The following is a 12339-nucleotide window of genomic DNA, read 5'->3' as shown; positions in this document are numbered from 1 at the left end:
CTTACCATTATTTACATTCAAACTTATTTGCTCGCTCTAAACTTCCAGAAATAAGCAGTACCCCACTCAGCAGTTCCCGGTGGTGCATAACTCAGCACCATTTCTTCATTGTCCAAAACAATAATATCATATTCATAAACTGGAATTTTCCCTTCATCTGGTGAAACTCCACATAGAACTGTTGTTCCTTTTAGTGTTAATTTCCCTTTTGCCCAAACCGTGCCATCCGGCTTAGTCGTTTTGTTAGTCATATTAAATAAGAAGGTTCCTGTTTCGGTAGTTCCGTCCGATTTGACTTTCGTAAATGTCGCGCCACTTAATGAAAAGGTCATTTTTGCTCCTGTGCCTTCGCCCGGCGCTTGACCGCTAACATCAGCTAAACTGACTATCCACCAAGCAGGTTCAACATTTGCAAGATACCCTCCATTTCCCCAAACGCCACCATCTGAATCGTCCCAAATCCATTCTTTCTCTGATCCACCGGTCAAAATCCCCCATTCAAGTGGAACCTCGAAATAAAGCTCATCGACATTAACAGTCAATGTTTTTTTTATTTCCGATCCATCCGGGTTCCTGCCGGTAAAAACAATTTCGTTCTCCCCTTCTACAACCAACAGAACGGTATCGGTTTTCTTTTGCGTTTGACCGACTCCAAAATTCCATGAAGACAGCACCGGGCTTTTATTATCCAGAACAACTTTGTTCGTATTCTTGCCATCTATTACGATCGGGGTGGCAGATATATCAAGTTGTTCAGCACTAATAAACCCACCCATATCCAAACGGTCTTCTACTGATTCGCAACTCATTACAATTAGCGAAATCATTAATACCACTACATATGCTACATATCTTTTCATAATTTTAAGTCTTTTATTCTTACCATCCAGTAAATTCTGCTGCGGGAGTACCCCAGCCTTTATTCTGAGTTAAAACACCTTCAGACAGTTGAATCTGAGCTTCAGGAATAGCCCAGAACCCTCCAGTTGCCTCAAATCGAGCTTTATAACCGCCACCAAATGCTTTCATTTGAGTATCAATGCCCTTATTTTTTATAGCAACACCTTCTTGTGCCGCCAACGCATTTGCAGCATCTCCCCAGCGCATTAAATCAAAATAACGAAGACCTTCAAAGGCTAATTCCCAGCGGCGCTCTTTTTTTAGGGCTGCTAAAGAATAAGATACTGCCGGAAGATTCGCGCGTGCACGAACTTTATTCATGCCAGTGGCGTCTTCTTTCAGTTCAGATTGCATCAAAAGCACGTCTGCGAAACGAATCAGAACCAGGTCTTGCGTATGAGAAATCTGCATATCTGCTGGTGCGTTGAATTTTATTATAGCATATGAAGGAACCAGCGTACCTTCATCGTAGGCTGTGATCGGTATGTATTTTTTCTGCCAAAAACCAGTTTCTTCCATTTGACTGTCTGCACCGTAGATATAATTTTCTACATCTGTCTCTGCATTCATAATCGATGCAGTTCTTCTGATATCATTCGGTTCTGAAGTGCGCCATTCAGTCCATAGCCGCGAGTTAACCGGGCCTGCCCCCCAACCTTGACCGAACGGAAATGTGTCAGCCAGACCGTTATTAGAGCGTAAACCAAAATGCAACACGTATTGATTGGAGTACCCTAACTGATAGTTTTCACCCCAATCTACCGAAGTTCCAAACTTTACAGCAAACACAACTTCTTTATTGCCATCTCCAACCCACAGAGGACCTGTGTATGCGTCATAATCTTTAGCGGTCAAGTCGTTAGAATATGGCCAGAGACTACGAAAATCATCTACTAAACCATGTCCGCTGTTGTTCACACATTCATCGATCCAAGTAATTACCTGAGCTTTGTTTACCACACCACCATCATTGGCTACTGGCAAGTCAGTTTTATTATAATAGCCTGTGTAAAATAGAAATACACGTGCCATCAATGCCTGTGCAGCCCATTTTGTAGCATGTCCTGATATCACCGAGGAGTAAGGACTTGAAGGCATCAGATTAATCGCTTGTTGCAAGTCATAAGCAATCTGCGCGTAGGTTTCATCGGCGGGAGCCTTAGGTATATTCTCTGCTACTGTACTAATTACCAAAGGAACCTCTCCGAACATTTGTGACAGCTCGAAATAGAACAACGCACGTAAAAAGTGAGCCTCCCCTAATACTTGGTTTTTTTGTGCATCACTTTCCCACCCTTCAACTTTGTCTAGGTTTTCAATAGCTGTATTAGCTCTAAAAATCCCCTGATAACGAGCGATCCAGAAAGGTTCAAAACGACTGCTCTTCGTGTTCATTAAATGATCCAGCCCCTGCATATCTTTGTCATTTTCACCACCACCTCCAAATCGATCATCTGACGCAAGTTCAGACATGTAAAAATGAGAATGCTGAGGATTAGAGATTGCCTGACTTAATGTCGAATAAATACCAGTCAACATCTGATTGGCATCAGTAACCGTCGAAGGGAAGTTACCTGTATTTTTTTTATCATAGCTAAGAGAATCCAGGTTTTTCTCACATGAGAGAAAAACTGTAGAAAGCGCTATTAAACATATAATTTTTTTCATCGTCTTGCGTTTTAAAATGTAAGATTTAAACCAACCAAAAAGGTGCGCGGACTCGGGTAAAATCCAAGGTCTATACCTGATACCCAAGATTGATCATAGCCATAACCAATCTCAGGATCCATACCCGAATAACCCGTAATAGTAAAAAGATTTTGTCCGGTCACATAAAGGCGAGCTTTCGAGAAAGGCATGTTTAAGAAAACGGATTTTAAATCATATCCGAGGGTTACATTCTGAATCTTAACAAAATCTCCGTCTTCAATATAAATATCAGAAATGTACTGACTGTTGGTATGACTACCCATTGTCAGGCGAGGATACTTATTTGAAGTGCCTTCTCCGTGCCAACGCTGGAATACTTCCGTTGTATAATTCTGCAATGGACTGTCCGCGAATGAACGATAAGACTTAGCAATTTGATGTCCGAAGGCTCCCGTTGCAGTCAAAGACAAATCGAAACCTTTATATCCAAAATTAATATTCAAACCACCAGTAAAGTCGGGGTGAGGGTTCCCAATGAGCTTTTTATCTGCCTCAGTAATGGCGCCATCACCATTGTTGTCGACAAATATAACATCACCAGGTTGCGCATTTACCAATACCCCTAGACCTTGATTCCGATAATTATTAATTTGCTCTTGAGTCTGGAAGATGCCTCCGGTTTCATAACCATAAAAATAACCGACCGGGAAGCCGACTTGTGCGCGATACATTTCGGTTGTTCCCTGGCTCAATACATGTTCCGGACCATGAATGATTCCCTCTCTGTTATCAATTCTGGTAACTTCATTTTTATTATACGCTCCATTCAGATTAATACCGTAACGGAATTCACCAATAGTCTCGTCCCAGGTCAAACCAAGTTCGATACCTGTATTTTCAATAACACCACCATTAATAAAAGGGGGGTTCGTTCCATAGATAGCTAAAATAGGAGCCTCAACTAACCAGTCTTTCGTCGTTTTCTTATACCAATCGAATGTGAAGCCAAGCCTATTGTGCGCAAATCTGGAGTCGATACCGATATTTAATTGCTCAGAAGTCTCCCAAGTGATAATGGGATTCGGTAAAATGTCTGGATAAGCTCCAGTAATCAAATCATTTTTATTATCCCCAAAGTAATATCCGTTGCCGCTATCGAAAGCGATGGTGGCCAAATATTGGAACGGATCGATACTAGCGTTACCATTTTGTCCCCAACTAGCTCTAAACTTCATGAAGTCTAACCAACCTTGCGTACTCTCCATAAATGATTCGTTTGTGAGAACCCATCCGGCGGCTACCGATGGAAAATAGCCCCACCGATGATCGTGAGCAAAGTTAGACGAACCATCAGCTCGCATTATCAACGTGGCCATGTAGGTCTCATTATAGTTATAGTTTACCCTACCGAAGAATGATGATAATCCACCTTCCGGCCATCTCATTCCTCCGATCACAGTCGTTGTCCCAATTGTATACGCATTACCGATATAGGCATGATCCCATGATCCAGGGAATAATGAATTGGAGTTTGAAGCATTTAAGCCCTCTCCCATTCCCCATTTTTCCATCGAAGCTCCAACCAAAGCATCAAAATTGTGCATATCGTTGAATGTTCTGGCATATGAAAGTGTATTCTCAAAGGTATAACTATAACCCATCCCTTGACTTTGCGAAACATCGTCCGTCGGATTGGCAGTTGTTGTTGACAAATCATAAATTGGCGTGTATTGTCTATAAGAATTTGAGTTCATTTTATATCCGAAACTGCTTCTAAACTTCAAATCCTGTATGGGCTGGACTTCCAGATAAACATTAGCCAAAAGCGAATGGCTTTTATTTTCATTTAACCCACGCTGATAAACCATACTTGCGAGTGGATTGGAAGTAGCGCCATCTAAATTCCAACCATCAGCCACTTTGCTGGCGCGATCATAATATCCACCTTCTTCGTTATATGCTGGCAGCAGCGGATTACCTACCAACATGTTATGGATATCGTTCCAATAAATGTTACCAATGCCGATACCTCCTTTTTTACTATAAGAATAGGTTAGGTTTTCTCCGATTTTTATAACGTCAAAATCATCGTTTTTAAGGAGCGTATGATTCGAATTAATTCGAAAGTTATTTCTCGAAAAATCAGGTTCTACTGGTTTTCCAAATATACCTTCTTGGTCAGAATAGGAATAACTGAGGGAAAAGTTAGATTGCTCCGTTCCCCCATTCAAATTGAAGGCATGATTTTGTGTTAAAGCATCATCATTATGGATTTCCCGAAGCCAATTAGTCCCATTCCAAGTACCATCTTGTATTTGTTGATATTGTTTCGGAATAAGTGCAGCCCAGTCGTACGGAGCCTGACCCTCATTAAATCTAACTTCGTCCATCACAGTCATATATTCTTTTGCCGTTAATAATGACGGCATTCGATAGGCATTCTGCCAACCAATGTAAGCATCATACGAGAGAGTGAGCTTTCCTGGCTTACCTTGTTTGGTCGTTACAAGTACAACACCATTAGCTGCACGCGAACCATAAATAGCCGCCGAAGCCGCATCTTTTAAAACGTCAACCGACGCGATATCGGATGGGTTAAGTGTATTGATATCACCTCCTGGAACCCCGTCAATTACGTACAGAGGCGACGAATTACCGATCGTTCCAAGTCCGCGAATGGTTACTTTGAAAGCTTCACCAGGCTGGCCGGAACTCTGTGTAATCTGAACTCCCGGCGATTGACTTTGTAGGGCTCCTAATACACTGGCAGTACTCAATCGTTGAAGATCTTCACCATCGACCTGAATTGTGGCGCCAGTTACTAGTTTTTTCTTCTGTGTTCCGTAACCAACTACGATCAGTTCGTCCAACACATTGACATCCTCCACGAGGGTTACATTAATAGAACTTTGATTGGCCACAGCCACAGTCTGACTCACAAAACCGATATAGGAAAAAAGTAGGGACGCATTCGAATTAGATACATTCAATGAGTATCGACCGGCCGCATCCGTCGTCGTTCCATTCGTCGTACCTTGCTCCACGATACTTACAGCTTGCAGCGGCTGACCATTCTCATCGGTGACAACACCCGATACCGATTGCTGGATTCTTGACTCACCATGACGATTAACAATCACTTCATGTGCCTGCAATTCAAGCGGAACAGATAAAGTCAACGAATGGACTGCAAAGCAGGCCAACGCGAACCTAAATGTCTTTCCACTCATTCGTTTGTAGAAATTGAACTCCATGTAAAAATGAATTAAGGTTATAAAAAAGGTTATTGTTTAAAATTGATGAAACAAATGTAATGCAAACGTTTGAGTTAACGTAATATATTTTAAACAAAAAATAATACAATCTTAATTTCCGAAACATTCCTTCTCTTATAGCGCTCTTATTAGTGCATTGATTTTAATTATATTTGAACAGGACTTTATGAAGTCATGGATCACAAACGAAAAATCATACATATCGACATGGATGCGTTTTATGCCTCGGTTGATCAACGGGATTTTCCTGAATTACGAGGCAGGCCATTGGCTGTTGGCGGATCGCCAGAAGGAAGGGGTGTTGTGGCTACAGCCAGCTATGAAGCACGAAAATTTGGAGTAAAATCAGCCATGCCATCCCGACAAGCGCTGCAGCTTTGTCCTCACCTAACATTTACCCGGCCACGCTTTGATGTTTATAAACAGGTATCTCAACAAATTAGAGAAATCTTTCGAAGATATACGGACATAATTGAACCACTTTCTTTGGATGAGGCATTTCTAGATGTATCAACGGACAAAAAAGGTATCGGATCTGCTCTCGATATTGCTCACGAGATCAAAAAAGCAATACAAGAGGAGTTGCAGTTAACCGCGTCCGCCGGCATTTCAGTAAATAAATTTATCGCTAAAATTGCATCTGACCAGAACAAACCGAACGGACTCACATTTATAGGCCCTTCGAAAATACATGCGTTTCTCGGAGCACTGCCGATCGAACGTTTTTTCGGAGTCGGCAAAGTTACGGCCTCTAAAATGAGACAACTGAATATTCATACGGGAGCGGATTTAAAAAAATATGATGAACAGACTTTAGTCCATTTATTTGGCAAAACAGGTCATTATTTTTATAATATGGCCAGAGGAATCGACGACCGTGAAGTCCAGCCGAACCGCGAAACGAAATCATTAAGTGTAGAAGACACTTTTGGAGAGGATTTGCAAGAAAGGGATATTATTATTGAAGAGTTGGATCGGATCGCTGACAGGTTAAATAAGCGTCTCAAAATACGGAATCTTTCGGGAAAGACGCTCACACTAAAAATCAAGTTCAATGATTTCACACAAATAACCAGAAGCCTGTCAGCCCCTTACGTCTTCTCAGACAAGGCACTCATCCATCGTACCGCTTGTACGCTCCTAGATCGGGCTGATTTGCACAATAAGAAAATCAGACTACTTGGAATTACGATTTCTAATTTTACGCAGATCGAGCTCATGCAACAAGCTATCCAGTTAAAACTATTTGAAGACGAAGACACTTCACATAAACAATGAAAAACCAGATTTCTATTTAAATTTCTTTTTCAGATCTTTCATTAGCTTTTTTACCACAGCCCTACTTGAATTAAAACCATTTGTACCATTCGGACTTGATTTGTAAGCATTAGACTCCCATAATACCTCCCCATTTTCATCTACCAATTTGGCGATCAAACTGTAAGACGTCCCACCCCATGAAACCGCTGTCATCCCCTTAGATGCTGTCACATCGGTGATCAACGTAAAATCCGATTCGGTTTTGTTTTCTGCCACTGTCCAATATCCCCATTCCTGTAAATATCCCAGGAGTTCGTCATTGGTTTTTATAGCATTTTCGTTCTTAGACGAACTTTCTAAAAATACTTTATTACCCTTTTCGAAGACATCACGTTCTTGTGCTTGCACATTTAAAAACAACAGCACAGCTGATACAATAAGATAAATCGCTTTCATATTTTATAATTATTATATCTAAAGGTAAGGCAATACACAAAAAAAAAAATCCCCAAAAAAGGGGATTTTTATATTAACGCTTCTACGCTTAAGTAGATTTTGCAAACAATCCTATGAGATACTATCGCGAAGAGCTTTTACACGGTCATGCGCTGACTTCAACTCCAATTTTTGATTGGTAATCAATATTTTCGTATTAGGTGCAATATCGGGTTCTTCCTCCGCCGTACGATAGGCTTTCTGGGCGGCATCTTCACCGAACTCACAACTTTGTAAAACCGCCTTCCTAGTATCTCCGGAAAAAGCAGCCTTAACATCCATCCACGTCCTATATATCGCGCCTGAAGCGCTAGCCCCGGTTTCTACTTCTTCACCGAGTTCCGACACAGCCTGCTGCAACTCTCTTTTTAAACTTTCACTTTGGCCGCAAAATTCTCTGAAAAGACTCTGTAAATCTGTATCTTCAGGATCCAATTCTTTTATGGCCTTCTCGTACCCTTCAATCCGATCATTATTAATCTTAATTAGATCGTTCAGTGTTTCTGACGTTCTGCTTGCTACTGACATGTTTTTATTTTTTAGTTTTAAAAATCTGTTTGTTATAGAACTAACCACAGAACCGAGAATTAAGTTTATAATAATTGCGTTACAAAGAAATACAAGAAAAAATAAAAAGTATTTGTTTTAATCATTTTTTATTTAACTTTGAAATTCAAAGTACTTTTAAATGAAAGACGAAAAAGACTACATTCAAAAACTCACAGAAATTCGTTCCATGATGGAACAATCTTCTAAATTTCTGTCACTCTCCGGATGGGCGGGAATCATGGCGGGGATCTATGCATTGATAGGAACCTATATTGGCTATCATTTCCTCGACTATAATTTTTACGAGATCCCGATAGCGAGTCCATTTGGCATCTATATATTGGCATTGGCTGTATTGGGATTAGCCATCTCAACGGCTACTTTCTGTTCATATCGGAAAGCTTTGAAAAACAAAAGAAAGTTGTGGAATTATACCACACGCAAGCTTATCATTGACATGATGGTTCCCTTATCGACAGGAAGTATCTTTATACTGATGTTAATCAACCTGGATTTCGACAGGTTCGTGGTTCCCGCCTCATTAATTTTTTATGGCTTAGCTCTTTATAATGCAGGCAAATTTACATTAAATGAAGTAAAAATACTGGGTCTTATCCAGGTATGCTTAGGCTTATTATCAGTTTATTTCTATCAAAACAGTCTTCTGTGGTGGTCACTGGGTTTTGGGGTTGCACATATAGTTTACGGCATTTACATGCATTTTAAATACGAACGGTGAAGATATCATTAGACGGTTTACACAAAGCTTTTGAAAGCAGAATCAGACTTGGCATCATGTCGGCATTGGCCGTCAATGACAAGCTTGACTTTAATTCTTTAAAAGAGTTTCTTGAGCTAACTGACGGGAATCTGGCCAGCCACCTGAAAGGACTGGAGAAGGAAGGTTTCATTGGCGTGAAGAAATCGTTCGTCGGTAGAAAACCTAATACAAAATACACAATGACCAAAAAAGGTAAAGAAGCCTTTGAAAACCATCTTAATACCTTAGAACAACTAATAAAATCACAGAAATAATCATGGACACTTTAACAAAAACGAAAGATGCAATCCTTTGCCATCTCAACGATCCAGTAGAGGTCGAAAAACTCTATCGGGAGGATAAAGTAGCTTTTAAGCATGCTTTTAATATGTTATATCCTACCTTAAAAGACGATAGATTAGCCGCTTTTTGGAATGAGCGTCTAAACTTCAATAGAGAAAAAGGTTCATGGCGAACAAATAAAGATCTGATTTTTATCATTTTCGCATGCATATTTGCAACGATCATCGTTAAGTTACCGACTTTCTTTTCGATCGACAAAGAATTCTTCTACACAAGGAACGTCGGATTTACCATATTCCCTGTACTGACGGCATATTTTGCTTGGAAAAACAAGTTGAAAGCCAAGCAATACGTCCCCATGGTTGTAGCAACGCTCGTTGCCGTTTTTTTTATCAACGTTTTCCCAAAAGCAGAAAGTGACACCTTGGTTCTATCGTGCATCCATTTAGTTTTGTTCTTATGGTCTATTCTCGGCTTCTCTTTCTCATCTCGTTCCAATGATCCAAGCGAAAGACGGCTCGCTTACTTACGCTACAATGGCGATCTGATTGTAATGACAACCTTAATACTTATTTCCGGTGGCATTTTAACCGGATTAACCATCGGCTTGTTTTCGCTGATCGACCTGAACATCGAAGAATTCTACTTCAACAACGTTTCCATTATTGGCCTTGCTTCCGCTCCCCTCATCGGAACATATCTTACGCAAAGCAACCCAGAACTTGTAAATAGAGTATCGCCAGTAATCGCCAAAATTTTCAGTCCGTTGGTATTACTGATGTTGATCATTTACTTGATTGCGATCCTCGATTCAGGTAAAGACCCATACAACGATCGGGAATTTCTGCTAATGTTCAATATGCTTTTGATTGGCGTCATCGCAATCATCTTCTTCTCGGTAGCTGAAAGTTCTAAAAACGCGGCTAATCGTTTAAATCTTTGGATACTTTTGCTACTTTCAATCGTTACCGTGCTTGTAAACGGTTTAGCACTTTCGGCCATACTATTCCGGATCTCAGAATGGGGGTTCACACCGAATCGAACCGCCGTACTCGGCAGTAACGTATTAATATTGATAAATTTACTATGCGTAATTGCCCGCTTTTACCGAGTACTGTTCAAAAAAGCAGAAGTTGCTGTTATCGGTCGAATGATTACCGCCTATCTTCCTATTTATGTAATTTGGACTGCTTTGGTAACCTTCATCTTCCCGTTTATATTTGGCTTCAACTAGGTTTTTTTATAAATTTTTACGTTTTAGATTGTTTTAATTGAAACGATAAGCTCTAAATATTACGATTTTAATATATTTGTCGAATGAGCAATCGTATTAACCTTAAATCTTTTCCTAATTTTCTTAAAAGTGAATCTGCCGGTGGGATCATTCTACTTTTTTGTGTTATCATTTCACTAATCATTGCAAATTCACCACTTGGCGAAGGCTTTAATAATTTTCTTGAAACTCAAATTGGTTTTAATACGGAAAACATACACTTAAGGTACCCCGTCGTATTATGGATTAATGATGGGTTAATGGCTATCTTCTTTCTCTTGGTCGGTTTAGAAATCAAACGCGAATTAGTCGAAGGAGAGCTTGCTTCGCCCAAAAAAGCTGCACTGCCTATATTGTGCGCTATTGGGGGTGCATTAGTGCCAGCGTTCATTTATATGCTCTTAAACAAGGGGACGCCAACAGAGCACGGTTGGGGCATACCCATGGCTACAGATATTGCTTTTGCACTAGCGGCCATTACCGCCCTGGGAAAAAGAGCGCCCATGTCTTTAAAAATTTTTTTAGCAGCCTTGGCAATTGTCGATGATTTACTGGCTATTCTCGTCATTGCGCTATTTTATTCTTCAGAACTAAATTTCACTTATTTAGGATATGCAGGGGCGATTTTCATCGTGCTGATCCTTTTCAACCGATTCGGGGTAAAGAATATTGCATTTTATTTGATTCCCGGTATTTTCATTTGGTACTTTATTCATCATTCAGGAATCCACGCAACGATCGCAGGGGTATTAACGGCTTTAACACTACCTACAACACCCGACGAAACAGAGTCTCCCTTAGAAAAATTAGAACATATATTAGCAAAACCTGTTAATTTTATTATCATCCCAATCTTCGCATTGGCCAATACAAACATTGAGTTTCAATCCGCGATGCTAGAAGGTCTTTTCTCTAATTTGGGACTAGGGATCATACTTGGGCTTTTAATAGGAAAGCCAATTGGTATTCTCATTGTCTCCTGGATTTCTGTGAAATCCAAAATAGGTTTGCTACCTAAGAATGCCAACTGGCTTCATATGCTTGGTGTGGGACTGTTGGGCGGCATCGGATTTACCATGTCCATCTTTATCGCCATATTATCGTTTGCGGACCCTCTTTTAATCGAAGAAGCAAAGTTCTCAGTCCTGGTCGGCTCTGTTCTTACTGCCATCCTCGGATCCACCCTATTGACCGTTGCAGGTAATAAGAAAGAAATTGCTGAGGGCAAACTCTAAAAATCAGAAATCCTAAGCTTCCTTAACAAACTGAACTTCAGCGTTTAGTCTCACCTCTTCACTAACCATAACACCACCTGCTTCAAGCGCGGCATTCCAGTTTAGTCCCCAGTCTTTCCGGTTCAATTTACCACTAACAGAGAATCCCGCTTTATGGTTACCGTATGGGTCTTTAACAAAACCACCAAACTCAACATCCAAGATCACTTCTTTCTCAACTCCGTGCATATCCAAGATGCCTTTTAGTTGATAATTTTCATCATCTAGCTTGTTAAGCTCCATGCTGTTAAAAGTAATTTGCGGAAACTTCTCAGCATCAAAGAAGTCAGCACTTCTTAAGTGTGCATCTCGATCAGCGTTGTTCGTAAAAATAGAATCTGTCTCGATCGTTGCAGAAACCTTTGCGTCGCTAAAATCGTTACCCTTACTATCAACAGTTATGTTGAACTTCTGGAATTCACCTTTAACGTTTGTAATCATTAAATGCTTGATCTTAAAGATAAGCTCACTGTGTGTGGGGTCTAAAACCCATTTAGTTGTCGTGTCTACTGTATTCATTTTTTCCTTTATTTTTAATTTAACAATACAAAGATCCACCTAATCCCCAAAAAAGTAGTTCACCTATGTTAAGAAAAATAG

The 12339-nt window shown here is 40.3% G+C and carries 11 protein-coding genes; 5 read left to right on the top strand and 6 right to left on the bottom strand.

Going from position 1 to position 12339, the window contains the following annotated elements:
- Nucleotides 1–23: 23 nt before the first annotated feature.
- The 3 genes from D3P12_RS07595 to D3P12_RS07585 are packed head-to-tail and all read right to left on the bottom strand — an operon-like array spanning nucleotide 24 to nucleotide 5804.
- The gene (locus D3P12_RS07595; RefSeq protein ID WP_118194412.1) at nucleotides 24–860 is read right to left on the bottom strand and encodes a hypothetical protein; all 837 of its coding nucleotides are present in this window, start codon (nucleotides 858–860) and stop codon (nucleotides 24–26) included.
- 19 nt (nucleotides 861–879) lie between these two features.
- Nucleotides 880–2568: a RagB/SusD family nutrient uptake outer membrane protein gene (locus tag D3P12_RS07590; protein WP_118194411.1), complete on the bottom strand. Its 1689-nt coding sequence runs from the start codon at nucleotides 2566–2568 to the stop codon at nucleotides 880–882.
- A gap of 11 nt (nucleotides 2569–2579) precedes the next feature.
- Nucleotides 2580–5804 carry a SusC/RagA family TonB-linked outer membrane protein gene (locus D3P12_RS07585; RefSeq protein WP_118194410.1) on the bottom strand — a complete coding sequence of 1075 codons (3225 nt, stop codon included), beginning with the start codon at nucleotides 5802–5804 and terminating at the stop codon, nucleotides 2580–2582.
- A gap of 195 nt (nucleotides 5805–5999) precedes the next feature.
- Here D3P12_RS07585 and dinB point away from each other — a divergent pair, with 195 nt between their 5' ends.
- Complete coding sequence (gene dinB / locus D3P12_RS07580; RefSeq protein WP_118194409.1) at nucleotides 6000–7103, top strand: DNA polymerase IV; 1104 nt, start codon at nucleotides 6000–6002, stop codon at nucleotides 7101–7103.
- A gap of 12 nt (nucleotides 7104–7115) precedes the next feature.
- Here the strand turns inward: dinB and D3P12_RS07575 are convergent, their stop codons facing one another.
- Nucleotides 7116–7541, bottom strand: a complete 426-nt coding sequence (locus D3P12_RS07575; RefSeq protein WP_118194408.1) for a hypothetical protein — start codon at nucleotides 7539–7541, stop codon at nucleotides 7116–7118.
- 111 nt (nucleotides 7542–7652) lie between these two features.
- On the bottom strand, nucleotides 7653–8108 hold the full coding sequence (locus D3P12_RS07570; RefSeq protein ID WP_118194407.1) for a ferritin-like domain-containing protein: 456 nt from the start codon (nucleotides 8106–8108) through the stop codon (nucleotides 7653–7655).
- 160 nt (nucleotides 8109–8268) lie between these two features.
- On the opposite strand from D3P12_RS07570, the gene D3P12_RS07565 reads away from it, so the two are divergent.
- The 4 genes from D3P12_RS07565 (at nucleotide 8269) to nhaA (ending at nucleotide 11700) form a co-directional block, all read left to right on the top strand.
- On the top strand, nucleotides 8269–8868 hold the full coding sequence (locus tag D3P12_RS07565) for a hypothetical protein (protein ID WP_118194406.1): 600 nt from the start codon (nucleotides 8269–8271) through the stop codon (nucleotides 8866–8868).
- Entirely contained in the window at nucleotides 8865–9164 is a 300-nt protein-coding gene (locus tag D3P12_RS07560) for a winged helix-turn-helix domain-containing protein (RefSeq protein ID WP_118194405.1), read from the top strand. Before D3P12_RS07565 ends, D3P12_RS07560 begins: the two co-directional genes overlap by 4 nt.
- 2 nt (nucleotides 9165–9166) lie before the next feature.
- Nucleotides 9167–10426, top strand: a complete 1260-nt coding sequence (locus D3P12_RS07555) for a DUF4153 domain-containing protein (RefSeq protein WP_118194404.1) — start codon at nucleotides 9167–9169, stop codon at nucleotides 10424–10426.
- A gap of 83 nt (nucleotides 10427–10509) precedes the next feature.
- Nucleotides 10510–11700 (top strand): Na+/H+ antiporter NhaA, encoded by a 1191-nt coding sequence (nhaA, locus tag D3P12_RS07550; RefSeq protein ID WP_118194403.1) that lies wholly within the window; start codon nucleotides 10510–10512, stop codon nucleotides 11698–11700.
- 12 nt (nucleotides 11701–11712) lie between these two features.
- Here nhaA and D3P12_RS07545 read toward each other — a convergent pair whose 3' ends face one another.
- Nucleotides 11713–12258, bottom strand: coding sequence for a YceI family protein (locus D3P12_RS07545; RefSeq protein WP_118194402.1), 546 nt, complete (start codon nucleotides 12256–12258; stop codon nucleotides 11713–11715).
- Nucleotides 12259–12339 lie beyond the last annotated feature (81 nt).

It is taken from the genome of Pedobacter indicus (assembly GCF_003449035.1).
Lineage (GTDB): Bacteria > Bacteroidota > Bacteroidia > Sphingobacteriales > Sphingobacteriaceae > Albibacterium > Albibacterium indicum.
Note: the sequence above shows the minus strand (reverse complement) of the source record. Positions and strands in the feature narration are given on the sequence as shown.